A 17,027-nucleotide genomic window follows, 5' to 3' on the forward strand; every position below is an offset into this window, starting at 1 on the left:
AATCGCTTAACTGAAACATGTAAAACGAGAAAGACTTATATAACGAAAAATAAGTATGAAGCATATGTCAGAAAATGTGGCTGTTATAGGTGTTGGGCATTCTAAGTTTGGTTCAAGAAAAGATGTGAACATACCAGAACTTGCCTGGGAATCAATAAAACCAGCTCTTGATAGCGCTAATATCGAACAGAAGGACATCGATTTCTTTGTTGTTGGAAACGCTGGCGTATGGAGCAGTGAGGCTGCAATTCCAGCTCTCATGGCAGAATATGCCGACCTGGCACCAAAAGGTTCAATGAGGGTTGAGGCTGCATGTGCAACCGGTAATGCTGCAATAAGGGTAGGTTATCAGGCTATAAAGAGCGGTGAAGCTGATGTTGTACTCGTGCTTGGAATTGAGAAGATGCAGGAGTCTCCAAATCCGACAGTTATCGAGCTGATTGGAAGGTTCGGTAGCTACTTCTGGGAATTTGAGAACTTCGGACTCACATTTCCCGGATACTATGCCCTTCACGGTACCGCATACATGATGAAGTATGGAGCTACTGAGGAGGATTACGCGAGGGTTGCTGTTAAGAACCACTACTATGGCGCGAAGAACCCATACGCGCAGTTTCAGAAGGAGGTTACGATTGAGAAGGTTATGGAGCCCAAGTATGTTGCCTGGCCGTTCAAGCTCTTTGACTGCTCACCAATAACTGATGGCAGTGCCTGTGTCATACTCGCGAGCGAGGAGTTCGCCAAGGATGTTGAGGACAAGATCTGGATCCACAGCCAGGGAGTTGGTACCGGGACTGCTAACCTGAGCAGGAGGAGCGACTTCACATCGCTTGAGTCCGCCAGGTATGCTGCAGAGCTTGCCTACAAGAGGGCTGGAATCGACATGGATGCTCCGTACAAGTACCTCGATGGAGCAAATGTTCACGACTGCTTTACAGCTCCAGAAATCATAGCCTACGAAGACCTGAGGTTTGCCAAGAGGGGAGAGGGTGTTCAGCTTATAAGGGATGAGCAGACATACATTGGAGGTAGAATTCCTGTTAATGTTGATGGTGGTCTGAAAGCCAAGGGACACCCGATTGGTGCTACTGGCGTTAGTCAGGCTGTCGAGGCATACAAGCAGTTGCTGAGCAAGGCAGAGCCCGGCAGACAGGCAGAGATCAAGCACGGCAGGTGGCTGGCACATAATGTTGGTGGAACAGGACACTACTCGTATGTAACGATTTACGGACTTGAGAAGTTGAAGAAGTAGAGGTGAGAGAAATGGATGAGAAATTGGAGAACCATATTGAGCAGTACGGATTCCCGATAGTCCCAGATGAGAAGAGCGGGGCTCTCCAGTGGATCGATATGAGAGAGCTCAGGGTTAAGTTCATCATATCGGTGGAAAAAATAAAGCCGTTCTTCGAGGGTCTGAAGGAGGGCAAGCTCCTTGCAACAAAATGCAAGAAGTGTGGGAGGCTATTCTTCCCACCTCAGAAGGACTGTCCATCCTGCAGGACGGATGAGATGGACTGGGTTGAACTCTCCAAGGAAGGACAGCTTGAAACGCTTACAGTGCTGTTTGTGAGACCCCCGTCATTCGCGAACTACGATCCATACACTGTTGCAATAGCCAAGCTTGATGATGGACCGAGAATAACGGCCTGGCTTAAAGGAGACCCAACCAAAGCAAGGCCGGGCATGAAGGTAAGGGTGGAGGTCTCAAAGAGGAAGGAAGGCTACTACATGTATGAGCTCGTGCCGGTAGAATAATCTTTTTATTTTTATTTTGTATGTTCTAAAAAGGAGGTGTTGTTATGAAGAAGATTGCTGTTCTGGGTGCTGGAGCGATGGGGCATGGTATTGCGTATGTGAGTGCCCTCGCTGGATATGATGTGTGGGTTAGGGACATCGATCAGAAGTTCCTAGATAAAGCCCTGGAGAATATCAAGAAAATGCTCGAAAAGGCTGTAGCAAAGGGAAAGATGAAGGAAGAGAAGGCAAAGGAAGTACTTGACAGACTACATTTCACTCTCGACATGAAGGAGGCTATTGAGGGAGCTGAGCTTGTTATCGAGGCTGTTCCAGAGATTATGGATCTGAAAAAGAAGGTTTTTGAGGAGGTGCAGAAGTACGCCTCTCCAGAATGCTACTTCGCAACCAACACTTCCGGCCTGAGCATAACCGAGATAGCCAATATCACCGACAGGCCGGAGAAGTTCATGGGACTTCACTTCTTCAACCCGGTTCCGATAATGCAGCTTGTTGAAGTCATCAAGGGTGAAAAAACGGCTGATTCAACAATAGAGTATGGTGTCAACTTCGTAAAGAGCATTGGTAAAACACCGGTTGTTGTCAAGAAGGATGTTGAGGGATTCATAGTTAACAGATGCCTCGTGCCATATCTCGCTCTTGCCATAGACGATGTGGGCAGAGGTGTTGCAACGAAGGAAGAAATTGATGCCACGATGAAGTACAAGTACGCATTCCCGATGGGTCCAATCGAGCTTGGAGACTTCGTGGGACTGGATATCCTGTACTATGGTGGTGAGCAGTGGAGTCTCGTTCCAAATGCTGATATCCTGAAGGAGAAGATCGAGAAGAAAGAGCTTGGAATGAAGACCGGAAGGGGATTCTATGACTGGAGCAAGGGAAGACCAGAGATTCCGAAGGAGCTGGCTGGAAAGTACGATGCACTGAGGCTCATAGCCCCAATGGTCAACATAGCCTCTGGTCTGATCGAGATGGGAGTTGCCAGCGCTGAAGAAATCGATCTGGCAATGAAGCTCGGAACAAACATGCCGAAGGGCCCGTGTGAGCTTGGAGATGAGATTGGGCTGGATGTTATCCTCAAGAAGCTCGAAGAGCTTTACGAGGAGAAGAAACTGGATGTCCTCAAGCCAACTGAGCTGCTGAAGAAGATGGTCGCTGAGGGCAAGCTCGGAAAGAAGAGCGGAGAGGGATTCTACAGCTACAAGGCTGGGGAGGTCACATTCAAGAACATTATCGTCGAGAAGGATGACAAGATTGCAAAGATCATACTCAACAGACCCCACAGGCTGAACGCCCTGTCATTCGAGCTACTCGATGAGCTTGAGATGGCTCTTAAGCAGCTTGCAAAGGATGAGTCAAGAGTCCTGATCATCACCGGCTCAGGAGACAAGGCATTCTCCGCAGGATTCGATCTGCAGGAAGCTCTTGCGGATCCGTCAACACTGAGGCCAGCAAACTCCGCAATGGTTGCTGCGAGAGGTCAGGAAGTGTTCACCCTGATTGAGAGGTTCCCCAAGCCTGTCATAGCAGCAATAAACGGTTATGCCTTCGGCGGTGGATGTGAGCTCACGCTCGCATGCGATTTCAGGATAATGTCAAAGGCTGGAAAGATCGGGCTTACCGAGACGGCCATAGGCCTGATACCCGGATGGGGTGGCACACAGAGGATGGCAAAGCTTATCGGGCTTGCCAAGGCAAAGGAGCTGATATTCCTTGCCAAGAGGCTGACTGCAGATGAGGCTGAGGCAATAGGGCTTGTCAACAAGGCAGTAGATCCGGATAAGTTCTGGGATGAGGTTATGGCCCTGGCAAACGCCCTTGCAGAGATGCCACCTATATCGCTCAGAGTCGCGAAGTACGCGATAAACTACGGATACGAGCTACCGGTTGAGGTTGGACAGGCAATTGAGGCAGCTTACTTCGGAATTGCAACCTCCACAGAGGATGTTATGGAGGGTGTCAGGGCCTTCTTTGAGAGGAGGAAGCCCGAGTTCAAGGGAAGGTAAACAGAAAAATAAACAAAATTTTTTAAATTTTTGTTACAAGCCTTGCGTGGAGGTGAGAAATTGAACATCATTGTTCTTGCGAAACATGCTCCGGATCCTGAAAGTGAGATTAGGGTAAGCGACGATGGTAAGGGTGTGGATCAGAGAGGTCTTGTGTACGACATAAACGACTGGGATAGATATGCTGTGGAGGAGGCAATCCAGATAAAGGAGAAGGTTGGTGGAGAGGTACTCGTTGTTGGTGTTGGGAGCAAGTGCGAAGACACCCTCAGGAAGTGCCTTGCAATGGGTGCTGACAGAGCAATAAAGGTGCCCTACGATACATCAATGGATGCCTATCAGACCGCAGAGCTCATAAAGGAGGCAATCAAGGACGAGAAGTTCGATCTCATAATGGCTGGTTATCAGTCTCAGGATCTGAACAACGCTCTTGTCGGTGCTCTCCTTGCCGGTATGCTAGATCTACCATACGCAACAGGAGTCACAGCCTTGGAAGTGGAGGATGGATCGATCAAGGTTAAAAGAGAGCTTGAGGGTGGATATGGTGAGGAGGTTGTTCTCCCATTGCCATGCCTGGTTACTGTGCAGAGTGGAATCAACGAGCCCAGATATGTTTCGATCATGGGTATAAAGAGAGCAAAGTCAAAGGAGATGAAGGAGGTTGCACTTGAGCCAACGCTCTCAACACTGGAGATCGAGAAGGTCTATCTGCCACCAGTCAAGAAGGCTGAGATGATTGAGGGTGCTCCTGAAGAGGTTGCCAAGAAGCTTATTGAGATTCTCAAGGAGAGGGGGTTGATATGATGAAGGTTTTCGTTGTTGCCGAGCACAGGATGGGTGAGCTTAACCCCGTCAGCATCGAGCTGCTGAACCTTGCCAACGCGATAAAGAAGGATTCAAGCGTTGCGGTAGTACTTGGAAAGGATGTTAAGGGCTTTGCAGATGAGCTCGCCAAGTTTGCCGACAAGGTTTACATGGTTCAGGATGACTCCCTCGAAAACTACAACCCGGAAACATATACGGATGTTCTGATGCAGATTTTCGCTAAAGAGAAGCCAGATGTCGTTCTGCTCCCGAACACATCATTCGGTATAGACCTTGGACCATACCTTGCGGCAAAGCTGAACGCCCCAATAGCTACGGATGTCGTTGCGGTTGATGCATCAGATGGTCTGAAGGTATCAAAGTACTTCTTCCAGGGCAAGCTGATGACCGACCTCAAGCTGAAAGAGGCCGACACATATGTTCTCACAGTAAGACAGGGAGTATTCAAGGAGGGCGAGGAGGTTAATGGAGCTGTTGAGGAGCTTGACATCAAGCCGTCGAAGCCAGCCAGAAGGCAGTTCGTCCAGTACATCGAGCCAGAGGTTGGTGAGGTCGACATCACACAGGCTGATATAGTTGTTACCGTTGGTAGAGGAATTGAGGATGCTTCGAACATAGAACTTGCAGAGCAGCTTGCTGAAATGCTTGGCGGTGTTGTTGCAGGCAGCAGACCGGTTATCGACAACGGATGGCTGCCAAAGGACAGGCAGATTGGTATTTCAGGAAAGACCGTTAAGCCAAAGCTCTATCTCGGACTTGCCGTAAGCGGTGCATTCCAGCATGTAATGGGTATGAAGGACAGCGAGCTCATCATCGCAATAAACAAAGATCCGGAAGCTCCGATATTCGGAGTTGCCCAGTACGGAATAGTTGGAGATATCTTTGAGGTTGTTCCAGCACTGATCGAAGAGCTTGAGAAGATAAAGGGATAACCAATCTGGATAACCAATTTTTTATTTTTATTTGTTCTCAGTTCTATTCGATGAGAGTTGCAATAGTAGATGGATATGTCGATGAACCTTCCTGTCTGGGTGTACCCCCATACATCTCTCCATATCCCCGATACATCTACGGAATGCTCAGGGCTCTGAAGATAAACCCGCTCTACACGACAATAGATGCCATACGGGAAAACTATAAGCTGAAAAGATCACTCTACGATTTTGACCTCGTTATAGTTATTGCTGGAATGGTCGTCCCCGGCAAATATCTTGGAGGAAAGCCAGCCAGCCTGAAAGAACTCATCAACCTGTTCCCGGCAACCCTCAGAAAAATTCTCGTTGGGCCTATAGTCATTGAATTGAGCGACAGGGAGAGAAGGCTGCTCGAGAACTACGAGATATTCGGCTTTCCCTTTGAGCATCAGCTTTTCAGATACCTGTCAAGATTTGCCGGGCATGCTGAATCTGCACAGGCCAGAGGCAGGGATTTCGTGAACAGATTCGCGATTCTTGGAGCTGAGGTTGTGAAGCAGCATCCGGACTTTCCGAACATAATATGCGAGATTGAAACATACAAGGGATGCTACTGGAGGAAATGCAGCTTCTGCATAGAGAGGATTCATGGTGAGCCAAACCAGAGGGATCCGATGGCAGTTATAGCTGAAATTGAAGCCCTCTACAACCAGGGCTGCAGGTACTTCAGGCTCGGAAACCAGACGGACTTCATGAGCTATATGGGAGACTTCAGCCATGAAGTGCCAAGGCCCAATGCGGAAAAGATGTGGAACTTCCATCGCGAGATATGGAGGAGATGTCCAAAGATAAGAACCCTCCACATCGACAATGTGAACCCAAAAACGATTTCTGAATGGAGGGAGGAGAGCAGAGAGATAATAAAGTGCATAACAGTATACCAGACCCCCGGAAATGTTGCGGCGATGGGCCTTGAGAGTGCGGATGAGAGGGTTATCGAGGAGAACAGTTTAGCTGCTCATCCAGATGAGGTTCTGGATGCGATAGAATTGATAAACAGATACGGGAAATTCGTTGGCTACAATGGTCTGCCATACTTCCTGCCCGGACTAAACTTCGTTGCAGGACTGAAGGGGGAAACCAGGGAAACCTTCGAGAAGAACTACGAGTTTTTAGAGAGCGTTATGGAGAGAGGTTTGCTTTTAAGGAGGATAAACATACGGCAGGTTAAGATCTATCCAGGAACACAGATGTACGGCTTCGGAGACAGACTCCTGAAAAAACACAAAAAGCATTTCAAGGTTTTCAAGGAGAAAGTCAGAAAGAACATAGACAATACCATGCTCAGAAGAGTGCTACCTAAGGGAAGAAAGCTGACCGATCTGAGGTGTGAGGTTGTTGAGGGCAACATAACCTTCGCCAGACAGCTGGCAACATACCCAATTCTCGTCGGGATACAGGGCAAATATCCGAGAAACGAGTTTTTAGATGCCAGAGTAGTTGATTATGGTAGAAGGAGCGTAACGGCAATCAAATGCTGACCTTTCAGATTTGCAATTTCGGTAATCTAAGCGATGTGTACAGCAAGATTTTTATTAAGAGTCTCCACAGGAAATGAAGGGGTGTTTTAGAATAAAGCTCATCACTGCAGAATTGACAGAAATTTCATCAAATACGACATTGAAATAAAAATTCTTTAAAAGAAATTTATAGCACATAAATAAATTAATAGCTGAAATGGAAAAATTCTTAAAGGCGTATGCAGAAGCAATTCTGGTTGGTGGTTGAATGGAGGGCATTAACATTTTTGAGAATATATTAAACTCAAAGAAGATTTTCAAAAACAGGGATGTGTTGAGGCATTCATATACTCCGGACTATCTGCCCCACAGAAAGGAGCAGATCGAAGCCATTGCATCTGTTCTCGTATCTGCTTTAAGGGGTGAGACGCCCTCGAACATACTGATATATGGTATGACCGGAACGGGAAAAACCGCAACCGTCAGATTTGTTGGTAACGAGCTTGAAAAATACAGCCTTAGAACCAATACGAGATGCTACATGCATTACATTAATTGTGAGATAATAGATACTCAGTATAGGGTTCTCGCAACCCTCGCCAAAAACCTTGGAAGAAATGTCCCCATGACTGGCTGGCCCACGGATCGGGTTTATGAGGAGGTTAGATACGCTATTGATAAGCGGGAGCAGACCGTGATCATCGTGCTGGATGAGATAGACAAGCTCGTTAAGAAGGGAGATGATGTACTTTACAGTCTTTCAAGAATAAACTCCGAGCTTGAGAGGTCGAGGGTCAGCCTGATTGGTATAACAAACGACCTGAAGTTCAAGAGCTTCCTCGACCCAAGAGTTATAAGCTCTCTCAGCGAGGAGGAGATCCTCTTCCCGCCATACAATGCGGAACAGCTGAGAGATATTCTCATGCAGAGGGCTGAGCTTGCATTTTACGACAATGTGCTCGACCCAGAAGTCATTCCATACTGCTCAGCCATTGCGGCACATGAGCATGGCGATGCGAGAAAGGCTCTGGATCTGCTGAGGGTGAGCGGAGAGATAGCTGAAAGGGAAGGAGCCAGCAGGGTTACAGTAGATCATGTCAAGAAAGCTGTAAGGAAGATAGAGTGCGATAATGTTGTTGAAGCAGTAAGAACACTGCCAACCCAGAACAAGATACTGCTGTTCAGCATGATACTACTGCATATGGCCGGAAGGACGAAGTTCACAACCGGAGAGGTATATACTGTTTACAAATCGCTGTGCAAGAAAGTCGGGATGGATGTACTAACTCAGAGAAGGATCAGTGATCTGATCTCAGAGCTTGATATGCTCGGCATAATAAATTCCATAATAATATCTAAGGGCAGGTATGGCAGAACAAGAGAGATAAAGCTTGATGTTCCAATTGACTCCGTCAAAAAAGTTATACTCGAGGATTACAGGCTACAGCTTCTCTCAAAATCAGAGGACACCCTCAGAACACACATATCCCTCGATCTGTTTGGGACAGCGTTTTAAAATTTTTAAAATAAAAAAAGATTATTCGATATCTATTTTCTTTTTCTGTTCTTTCTTTGGATGCTTCTTCTTCATCACAACCTCAAGCACACCGTTGTTGTACCTCGCCTTCGCTGACTCCGGGATCACTTCTGCTGGAAGCTCTACGGTCTCGAAGTACTTCCTGTTCTCTCCATCAGCCTTGATCTCCAGCGTTGTTTCGGTTGCATTAAGATCGATGTCCTCCTTGTTAACTCCCGGCATCTCCGCAATGATCTGAACCTCCTCATCGGTTTCCATGACATCGATCAGCGGCTTTCTCTCTTCAATTCCCTTTATGCCACCCTCGAACTTCGTACCGAACTCCTTTATCTCCGGCTTCCCGTCAGGGCCGATTCTTATCGAGAATCCCCTTATTATTGGCTTTGATTCTGGCATGCTCCTGAAAATCTCGTTGAAGTCCCTTGTTATCCTCTTGAATATCTCATCGAACTCCTCGCTGAACGGGAAGCTGAACATCTCAAACATCTCATCAAATATATCATCCCAATCTCTATAGGTCTTCCTTCTTCTTTTCCACGGCACACGCATCACCTCCCAAATTTTTTATTAAATTAAAAAATTAAAGATTAGAGATACATCTTATGAAAGTCCTCAACTATTTTCTTGTACCTCTCCAGATCTTCATTCGTCAGGCTCGGCTTTATCTTCTCCATTGCCTTCTCAAAGTGCTTCCTTGTAACCTTGATCTCCTTGGCGACCTTGCTGATCTCTTCTTTAGATAATCCAGCTTTCAGCTTCTCTCTCAGCGCCAGCATTCCAGCCTCTCTGCACAATGCCTCGATGTCCGCACCGCTGTAGCCTTCAGTCTTCTCCGCCAGCTCATCGAAGTCGATTTTGTCCAACGGCATACCTCTCGTATGGATCTGCAGTATCTGCTTTCTTGACTCCTTGTCAGGGGCGGGAATCAGTATGTGTCTCTCTATCCTTCCCGGTCTGAGCAATGCCGGGTCCACTATATCCGGTCTGTTCGTCGCTGCAATGACCACAACATCCTTGAGCTCTTCAAGCCCGTCCAGCTCTGTCAGGAGCTGGCTGACAACCCTCTCTGTAACCTGAGAGTCTCCAATGCCTCCCCTTCTTGGAGCCAGGCTGTCGATCTCATCGAAGAACAATATTGCCGGAGCTACCTGCCTTGCCTTTCTGAACATCTCTCTGACATGCTTTTCACTCTCTCCAACCCACTTGCTCAGCAGCTCTGGACCTTTAACGCTGATGAAGTTCGCATTGCTCTCGTTCGCTACCGCTTTAGCCAGCAGCGTCTTTCCTGTACCTGGAGGGCCATACAGCAGGATTCCCTTGGGTGGTTTTATGTTTATGGCCTTGAACAGCTCTGGGTACTTCAGCGGCCACTCCACTGCCTCCTTAAGCTCCTGCTTTGCCTGCTCAAGACCTCCAACATCATCCCATGTGATATTTGGAACCTCCACCAGCACCTCCCTCATCGCCGATGGCTCGATGTTTTTCAGAGCTTCAAGGAAGTCCTCTCTTGTAACTTTAATCTCTGCGAGCACCTCGTCTGGGATTTCCTCTACCTCTATGTCGATCTTCCCTGTCTCAAGCATCTTCCTGATCGCATGCATTGCAGCCTCCTTGGCCAGAGCTTCAAGATCCGCTCCAACGAACCCAACTGTTAGGTCTGCAAGCTCTTCAAGGTTTACATCGTCTGCCAGAGGCATGCTTCTTGTGTGAATCTGCAGTATCTCCAACCTGCCATCTCTATCAGGCACACCAATCTCTATCTCTCTGTCGAACCTTCCCGGCCTTCTCAGGGCAGGATCTATAGCATCCGGCCTGTTCGTCGCTGCAATGACTATGACCTCTCCTCTGGACTCAAGTCCATCCATTAAAGCCAGCAACTGAGCCACGACTCTCCTTTCAACCTCTCCCGTGACCTCTTCCCTTTTTGGAGCTATTGAATCGATCTCATCGATGAATATTATCGCCGGAGTATTCTCCTTTGCCTCCTCGAATATCTCCCTCAGTCTCTGCTCGCTCTCACCGTAGTACTTGCTCATTATCTCCGGCCCGCTCAGGGTTATGAAGTGTGCATCCACCTCGTTGGCAACTGCTTTAGCTATCAGCGTCTTACCTGTGCCTGGAGGACCATACAACAACACTCCCTTGGGCGGGTCTATGCCAACTTGCTGGAATATCTCCGGATGCTTTAGCGGTAGCTCGATCATTTCTCTAACTAGCCTCAACTCCCTCTTCAGACCACCTATGTCCTCGTAGGTTACATTTGGCACAGACCTCTTCACTTCCTCAACCGGCTTGTCCTTGAGTTCTATAGCCGTGCTTCTTGAGACTATGACCACTCCCGATGGTCTGGTTGATGTCACAACGAAGGTTAGCGTATGGCCGAATATCTCAACCCTTATCTTCTGTCCCTTCTTTATCGGTCTGCCTTCGAGGACCCTGAGCAGGTAGGCCTCTCCACCCATCAACCTTACCGGCTCGGTTGGGGCGAGTGTCACCTTTTCAGCCATCTTTGTCGATACCTTCTTGATCCTGACCTTGTCATCTATGCCAACTCCAGCGTTGTTCCTCAGACTCCCATCGATTCTTATGATTCCTTTGCCCTTATCCTCAGGATACCCTGGCCAGACTATCGCCGGAACACTGTTCTTTCCGATGATCTCGATGACATCACCGCTCTGAATGTCATATCTATCCATGACCTCAGGATCTATCCTCGCTATACCTCTTCCCACATCCCTGTAGTAAGCCTCACCAACTCTAAGCGTGATATCTTCCATAATCATCACCTCCAATTAAATTAACATTTGATCGCGAACTCAAACTTCCCATCTCTCATTACCTCTCTCACGATTCCTTTATTCTTCAACCTCTCGATTGCTTTTTCAACTTCAGTATATGGCAACCCGAACTCCTCGGCTATCTCAACCGCACTCCTCGCACCCTTTGATAAGCCAAGGAGGACGATCCTCTCGTAGTCATCCTCAACGAACCTCTCGACTTCATCCAGAAACCTCTCGAACATCTCGCTGAACTTGCTGAATATGTAGTTCTGAATCATCGAGAACCTCTCCTGAGCCTCCCTCAGGTTCATTAGATTCCTGTATATGTCCGAAATGTTTCTGAAGAAGTTTGATCTATTGATCTCATCGAACAATCTGCGAGCCTCTTTGATGGCTTTGTCCAGATCTGGAGCCTCCCTGCTGATAACACTGGTTTGAAACATGTGTGGGGCGATGGATACCTCGACCCTCATGTTCTGGTTTATATAGTAGTACCTCCTCCTGCCATCTTCGAAGCTCTTTATCAGCCCCGCTTTCTCCAGTTTTTCAAGATGCTCAATGACGGCCTTGGGTGCCATTTTTAAAGCGAAAGAGATCTCGCTCACATAACACGGCTTCTTCGCTAGCAATGACAGGATTCTCCTCCTGCTATCGTTCCCAAGTGCCTCAAGTATCGTGTTCGCGTCCATGTCGGGTCACCATGTTTTTTGTTTATTATTCTGTTACTAACTTTTAGTTAGTAAATTCTAATATTTAAACTTTTCGGTAGGTTGCAAAATTCCATTCATTTTCAAATAGGCTTGCACCATGTTCAAATGGTGGGAACAGGTGGGACAGAACGGAAGTAAGACATCAACTCAAAAGATCTCTGTATGCCAGAACATTTCTATCGGAAATGCTGTAATTTATTTTTCTATAGTCCCTCAGCATGCTAATGTCTATTTTTGAGGAAACGAGTTCTTCTGAATCTTCGTTGCTATAGATTGCTTCAATCCCGAAGGGTGTTGAGATCAGGCTCCTGCCAGCAGTTTCAGACCCCAGAAAGGTTATCCCTGTTCCACCAGCCTTTACTATCGCATACGCATTATCAAAAGATCTCGTGAAGTACAGACAGTGTCTGAGTTCCTTTGCTGGCAGGCTGTTTTTCTTGAAGGATACAACCGGATTCAGTATGATTTCAGCATTCTTCAGAGCCATAACACGACATATTTCGGGGTACAGAATGTCCGCACAGATTAACGCACCGAGCCTGAAACCCCTGACATCGAATACCTTCGCTTCCTTTCCGGCAATGATTCCAAGCTCTTTTTCTGATGAGGTTGGATGGATTTTTTCCTGAATTCCAACAAGGTCTCCACTGTCGAAAATGTGCAGGGAGTTCATGTAACCCTCATCTGTCTTAATCAGAACATTTCCAGCGACAATGCAGTCATGCTCCCTGCTGACTTTTTTTATGAACTCGATGGTCTCCTCGCTCCTCTCCATATTGAAGTTTGAAGGAGTATAGGAAAAGTACTCTGGAAGGAGAAAAAGCTCCACTCCAGCTTCAATACCTCCATCTATCAGCTTTTTAGCACTCTCAAAAGACTTCTCTGACCCAACCAGGCATTGAACTGCAGAAACATGCACTTCCATGAAAATCGTTTATGCGAGAGAAAGATAACTTTAACTGTTGCTATCACTCGATCAGAATCTCATCCACCACCCTAACTATGTTGCTGTGATTGGCTCTCCTGACAATGCTGGCAATCAGATTTCTCGAATTTTTCATCTCCCGAATGTCAAGCACCACCCACTTTGGTTTCATACCAAAAACTTCAAAACCACGATATGCTGCTTTTAAGGCATTCTCCGGACTAACGATGTATCCTGCAAAGTTCAGTTCAGAGAGTACAGATGGATTAGCTATCATAACATTGTCCGTTCCGATGCACCACCTATCGTATTCCTCAAAGATCCTGTAATTCTTCCTGTTCTCCAGGCCGAAGAAAAAGTTGGATCTCATGCAGGAGATAATCGGAATTCCAGCATCCATGCACTCCTCTATGCTCTTTTTGTCAGCCATGTTCATGTGAACTATGAAGTCCGGTTGGAGTGCAATAGCCTTCTCCACATCCAAACTGTCCTTCTCACCGGCATGAATTCCAAACATCCTGTCCTTTTTCCTCGCAAGATCCCTGAGATCTTCAAGAAAGGCATAGTCGTGATCCCTCACACTGCTCATGCCAAATCCTCTAACTCCCTCAAGCATTTTTTCTGCAGATTCAAGAGTTGACGGTCTTCCGAAGATAGCTAACACTTCAAATCCATCTCTAATCAGGGATAATCCTTCAAGGTCCCCTTCCCTGAACTCGGTCATTGAAGTGGTTCCATACCGTACAGCATACTCTATCGAGTCCTTTATCGCTGATGGAACTCTGCTTTTCTCAGCCTCGAGAATCCTGAACTTGTATCCTCCGGGACCAACAAGCTCCTCAAGTTCCATGGGTGGGGGATCCATTGCAATAGAGTCGCCCAGATGGATGTGAGAGTTGTAAAATGAGGGAATTATCACAAAATCGAAATCAACATCCCAATCAACATCCCTTTCCTCGAAAAATTTGCCGTCGAGTACCCCAGTTCTGATTATGAACTCACTGGAATCATCCTCAAACTCAATCAAACAGCATCTCATTGAATGCTTCATTATGTGAATCACCCCTCGCTCGCGCAAGGGGCTTCGGGACGGGTTTGCTCAGCAGAGAGCCTTACCGCCCCAAGGGGGACACAACCCCTTGCTACTCCTATCTGTTCCAGAACGGCAGACTCGGAGCTACCTTTCAGTTTGCGGAATACTCTGAGCCTTACCACCTGCTTGAGGCCGGACGCAGTGTCCTTCAGGAATGGATGATCCGTCCGGCCCGTCTCAAACAAGCACTTCTTTATGATGTTCCTCGCAGCGTTCACGTCTGCGTTGATTAAACCAATCACGGATTTGAACAAACTCCTTTTTATCCTCCTCCAGGGTTCGTAGTTATCCTCTGAAGGGTACTCGTGCTTGACAGAATCAACTCCCGATGTATACCTTTCATCGATCTCCACGACTTCCCCGAACTTGTATCTTAAGTGATCTACCACTTTACCGTGGGGGAGCAAGGAGAACATCTGGTTTACCAGATCTGGCAGATCGTTCTCCTCGTTCTTTGAGGAGTAGATGTTACCCACTATGATTTTTGTAACTTTCAGCTTTCTGGCAAGGCCAGCGATGAGGTTCGATGCCTTGTGTGAGAAATCCCTGAGCAAGTTCCTTACCCTTTTCCACAGCTTCGCAATCCTCTCGTCAACCCTGTTGTACGGTAAACCTTTGTTCTTCAGATTGTCCTTGAGGGATTGCAGCTTGGCAATCTTCTTTAAGTACTTCCTCAAAAGGCTCATTAACCCTCTTCCATCGATGATATAAGCAGTTGGATGGTTTTCTACAACTATCACTGCGAAGTTTGCTTTGTTGAGGTCTATGCCCATGAGTCTTTCTTTTCCCTCTACCTCTGATTGCTCAGGCTTACTGTAAACAATGCCAATCTGGTAGAAAATCCTGCCTGAGTACTTGAGAGGTGTTATCTGGACGTTCCTCACGTCGTATCGAGTCAAGTCGATGCCTGTATCTATCCACAGGTACTTTTTAGAGTAGCCGTACTCCTTTAAGTATTCCCTGAGCTGTTTGGGGATGGAGAGCCTTAGTTTAGTCCCGAACACCTTAAAGCCTGTTTTGTCGTATACTACCGTGTGATGGGGCTTCTTTCTGTCCACAAAGTGGGGTTTTCTTATAGGGAACCTGTACTTTTCAGGATTCTTTAGATAGTCGAAGAAGGTTTTCCAGGCTTCTATCAGCTGACCCATGAGTATCTGTGCAGACCTCGACTGAACGTTCTTGACGAAGAAGTCGTCTTTGAGCTTGTTGTATAGATCGAAGACGTTGAAAGATGCTTTGCCGTTCATCAACAGGTAGTTAGCAGCATTCCACATCTTGCCAGCGTTGTACGTTAAGTTGCCCAACACTATCTCCTGCTCCCTTGTTAAACGGGGCTGGATTAAGATACACCTCATGTTCTCGTTCTGCACGTATTTAATTTGTCCGGGGGATATTTAAGGGTTGGGAGTGGCGTGAAAGTGGTGAAAGCTCAACTACCCACCTACCCCCTTGCGTATCTCCGCCCTGTCGGACGGAGTCTTGCAAGCAACGGGAAGATAAAAATAGAAAATCAGGTTTTAAGCTTTTCTTAAGCCTGTTCTTCAGGACTCTTGTGGAGCTCAAATTCTCGATGCAAAACTCTCACAGCCTCCTTTCCCTCGTTCTTTGAAACAGTAAAGGAGACATTGTATTCTGAACAGCTCTGGCTTATCATAATCACATTGATTCCGTTCTTGCCCAGTGCTGAAAAGATCCTTCCAGCCACTCCAGGAGTTCCGGCCATCCCAGCTCCAACAGCACTTACAACCGCTATGTCCTTCATCTTTCTAACACTAACAACCCCATTCTCGAGAGGTTTCAGAGCGGAATATGCCACCTCGATATCAGACTCATCAACAACTATCGAGAGGTTCAGCTCGGAGGAGCTTTGAGCAACCATGATAACATTGACCTTCTCCTTTGCAAGCCTGCTGAAAACATCCGACATTATCTCAGCGAAATCAAACCCCGCTCCACTGACATTGACTATCGCAACCTTCTCAATCAGGCTCAACGCCTTCACTATATCCTTTGTTGTATCCGCTCCCTTCATTATCACGGTTCCCTCAGCATCAGGGTTGAAGGTGTTCTTTATCCTGACAGGGATTTCCTTTCTCATCACAGGCTCGATAGCCCTTGGATGCAGGATTTTAGCCCCGAAATGGGAGAGCTCCATCGCCTCCTGATATGAGATCTCCGGTATGAGCCTCGCTTCCGGAACGATTTTCGGATCGGTGGTCAGAACTCCATCCACTTCTTTCCACAGCCAGACCTCATCCGCGTTAAGTGCGGATGCTATCAGCGTTGCAGTGAGATCGCTCCCACCCCTACCGAGTGTTGTTATGCTGCCATCATCTGTAACTCCGATGAAGCCTGTAATGACAGGAGTAGTTTTCTTGATCCTCAGCAATGGATCGAGCCTGCTGTTTATCAGGTTGTAAACCTCAGGCTTTGGCTTGGCCCTTCCGAAGTTGTTATCGGTGATTATTCCAGCATCTCCTCCAGTCAACGCTACGGAATCCACTCCGAGAGATAAGATGGCAGAGGACAGGATGGGCGCTACAAGCCTCTCTCCAAACGATACGATGTAATCCTCACTCCTCCTCGTAAGCTCCCCGAGATAGCCAATCCCCATCAAAACCTTCTCAAGCTCATCGAGGAGCTTATCAACAACCTCAAAGGCCTTGTTCTGATACTGAGGATCCTTAACTGCAGTACTTATAGCCTCGTAATGCTTCTTGGTAAGCTCAGCAATAAAGAGCTTGATAAAGCTGGATGAGGGTTCTTTATAGCATTTTTTGGCAGCCTCTATCAGGGAGTCTGTGACTCCAGCCATTGCGGACACAACAACAACTTTCTCATAGTCCTCAAACTTCTTTATCAGGTTTGCCACATGCAATATGCTCTCTCCATCCTTCACGCTCGTTCCACCGAACTTCATCACAACCCTCATCCATATTCCCCCTAATATTACATACAGTAA

At 47.1% G+C, this 17,027-nt stretch carries 14 protein-coding genes; 7 read left to right on the plus strand and 7 right to left on the minus strand.

Annotated features, from left to right (window positions below; all coding sequences use genetic code 11):
- The first annotated feature begins 64 nt into the window (after positions 1-64).
- From ASULF_RS07015 to ASULF_RS07045, 7 genes are all read left to right on the plus strand, one after another.
- On the plus strand, positions 65-1,252 hold the full coding sequence (locus tag ASULF_RS07015; protein ID WP_015591016.1) for a thiolase domain-containing protein: 1,188 nt from the start codon (positions 65-67) through the stop codon (positions 1,250-1,252).
- Between the two features lie 11 nt (positions 1,253-1,263).
- Complete coding sequence (locus ASULF_RS07020; RefSeq protein WP_015591017.1) at positions 1,264-1,755, plus strand: Zn-ribbon domain-containing OB-fold protein; 492 nt, start codon at positions 1,264-1,266, stop codon at positions 1,753-1,755.
- Between the two features lie 44 nt (positions 1,756-1,799).
- The gene (locus ASULF_RS07025; RefSeq protein ID WP_015591018.1) at positions 1,800-3,761 is read left to right on the plus strand and encodes a 3-hydroxyacyl-CoA dehydrogenase/enoyl-CoA hydratase family protein; all 1,962 of its coding nucleotides are present in this window, start codon (positions 1,800-1,802) and stop codon (positions 3,759-3,761) included.
- 60 nt (positions 3,762-3,821) lie between these two features.
- The gene (locus tag ASULF_RS07030; protein WP_015591019.1) at positions 3,822-4,565 is read left to right on the plus strand and encodes an electron transfer flavoprotein subunit beta/FixA family protein; all 744 of its coding nucleotides are present in this window, start codon (positions 3,822-3,824) and stop codon (positions 4,563-4,565) included.
- On the plus strand, positions 4,562-5,518 hold the full coding sequence (locus ASULF_RS07035; protein ID WP_236609668.1) for an electron transfer flavoprotein subunit alpha/FixB family protein: 957 nt from the start codon (positions 4,562-4,564) through the stop codon (positions 5,516-5,518). The genes ASULF_RS07030 and ASULF_RS07035 overlap by 4 nt, the downstream gene beginning before the upstream one ends.
- A gap of 50 nt (positions 5,519-5,568) precedes the next feature.
- A complete protein-coding gene (locus tag ASULF_RS07040) occupies positions 5,569-7,041 on the plus strand; it encodes a radical SAM protein (RefSeq protein WP_015591021.1) in 1,473 nt (490 codons plus the stop codon).
- 247 nt (positions 7,042-7,288) lie between these two features.
- Positions 7,289-8,536 carry an ORC1-type DNA replication protein gene (locus tag ASULF_RS07045; RefSeq protein WP_015591022.1) on the plus strand — a complete coding sequence of 416 codons (1,248 nt, stop codon included), beginning with the start codon at positions 7,289-7,291 and terminating at the stop codon, positions 8,534-8,536.
- Between the two features lie 21 nt (positions 8,537-8,557).
- Here the strand turns inward: ASULF_RS07045 and hsp20 are convergent, their stop codons facing one another.
- From hsp20 to ASULF_RS07080, 7 genes are all read right to left on the minus strand, one after another.
- Positions 8,558-9,100, minus strand: a complete 543-nt coding sequence (hsp20, locus tag ASULF_RS07050) for an archaeal heat shock protein Hsp20 (RefSeq protein ID WP_015591023.1) — start codon at positions 9,098-9,100, stop codon at positions 8,558-8,560.
- Positions 9,101-9,144: 44 nt separating this feature from the next.
- Positions 9,145-11,334, minus strand: coding sequence for a CDC48 family AAA ATPase (locus tag ASULF_RS07055; protein WP_015591024.1), 2,190 nt, complete (start codon positions 11,332-11,334; stop codon positions 9,145-9,147).
- Between the two features lie 20 nt (positions 11,335-11,354).
- Positions 11,355-12,026, minus strand: a complete 672-nt coding sequence (locus ASULF_RS07060; RefSeq protein WP_015591025.1) for a metalloregulator ArsR/SmtB family transcription factor — start codon at positions 12,024-12,026, stop codon at positions 11,355-11,357.
- A gap of 163 nt (positions 12,027-12,189) precedes the next feature.
- Entirely contained in the window at positions 12,190-12,972 is a 783-nt protein-coding gene (locus tag ASULF_RS07065; RefSeq protein WP_015591026.1) for a carbon-nitrogen hydrolase family protein, read from the minus strand.
- 43 nt (positions 12,973-13,015) lie between these two features.
- Complete coding sequence (locus ASULF_RS07070) at positions 13,016-14,023, minus strand: amidohydrolase family protein (protein ID WP_015591027.1); 1,008 nt, start codon at positions 14,021-14,023, stop codon at positions 13,016-13,018.
- A gap of 8 nt (positions 14,024-14,031) precedes the next feature.
- Positions 14,032-15,420: an RNA-guided endonuclease InsQ/TnpB family protein gene (locus ASULF_RS07075; RefSeq protein ID WP_015591028.1), complete on the minus strand. Its 1,389-nt coding sequence runs from the start codon at positions 15,418-15,420 to the stop codon at positions 14,032-14,034.
- 173 nt (positions 15,421-15,593) lie between these two features.
- On the minus strand, positions 15,594-16,997 hold the full coding sequence (locus tag ASULF_RS07080; protein WP_015591029.1) for an aspartate kinase: 1,404 nt from the start codon (positions 16,995-16,997) through the stop codon (positions 15,594-15,596).
- Between the last annotated feature and the right edge of the window lie 30 nt (positions 16,998-17,027).

The organism is Archaeoglobus sulfaticallidus PM70-1, from assembly GCF_000385565.1.
Lineage (GTDB): Archaea > Halobacteriota > Archaeoglobi > Archaeoglobales > Archaeoglobaceae > Archaeoglobus_A > Archaeoglobus_A sulfaticallidus.

What these genes read in the sequence shown, in the direction of transcription:
- ASULF_RS07070 (WP_015591027.1), bottom strand. Translation starts at nt 14,023, where the DNA reads ATGAAGCATTCAATGAGATGCTGTTTGATTGAGTTTGAGGATGATTCC.
- ASULF_RS07055 (WP_015591024.1), bottom strand. Translation starts at nt 11,334, where the DNA reads ATGGAAGATATCACGCTTAGAGTTGGTGAGGCTTACTACAGGGATGTG.
- ASULF_RS07015 (WP_015591016.1), top strand. Translation starts at nt 65, where the DNA reads ATGTCAGAAAATGTGGCTGTTATAGGTGTTGGGCATTCTAAGTTTGGT.
- ASULF_RS07075 (WP_015591028.1), bottom strand. Translation starts at nt 15,420, where the DNA reads ATGAGGTGTATCTTAATCCAGCCCCGTTTAACAAGGGAGCAGGAGATA.
- ASULF_RS07060 (WP_015591025.1), bottom strand. Translation starts at nt 12,026, where the DNA reads ATGGACGCGAACACGATACTTGAGGCACTTGGGAACGATAGCAGGAGG.
- ASULF_RS07045 (WP_015591022.1), top strand. Translation starts at nt 7,289, where the DNA reads ATGGAGGGCATTAACATTTTTGAGAATATATTAAACTCAAAGAAGATT.
- ASULF_RS07025 (WP_015591018.1), top strand. Translation starts at nt 1,800, where the DNA reads ATGAAGAAGATTGCTGTTCTGGGTGCTGGAGCGATGGGGCATGGTATT.
- ASULF_RS07020 (WP_015591017.1), top strand. Translation starts at nt 1,264, where the DNA reads ATGGATGAGAAATTGGAGAACCATATTGAGCAGTACGGATTCCCGATA.
- ASULF_RS07040 (WP_015591021.1), top strand. Translation starts at nt 5,569, where the DNA reads ATGAGAGTTGCAATAGTAGATGGATATGTCGATGAACCTTCCTGTCTG.
- ASULF_RS07065 (WP_015591026.1), bottom strand. Translation starts at nt 12,972, where the DNA reads ATGGAAGTGCATGTTTCTGCAGTTCAATGCCTGGTTGGGTCAGAGAAG.
- ASULF_RS07035 (WP_236609668.1), top strand. Translation starts at nt 4,562, where the DNA reads ATGATGAAGGTTTTCGTTGTTGCCGAGCACAGGATGGGTGAGCTTAAC.
- ASULF_RS07080 (WP_015591029.1), bottom strand. Translation starts at nt 16,997, where the DNA reads ATGAGGGTTGTGATGAAGTTCGGTGGAACGAGCGTGAAGGATGGAGAG.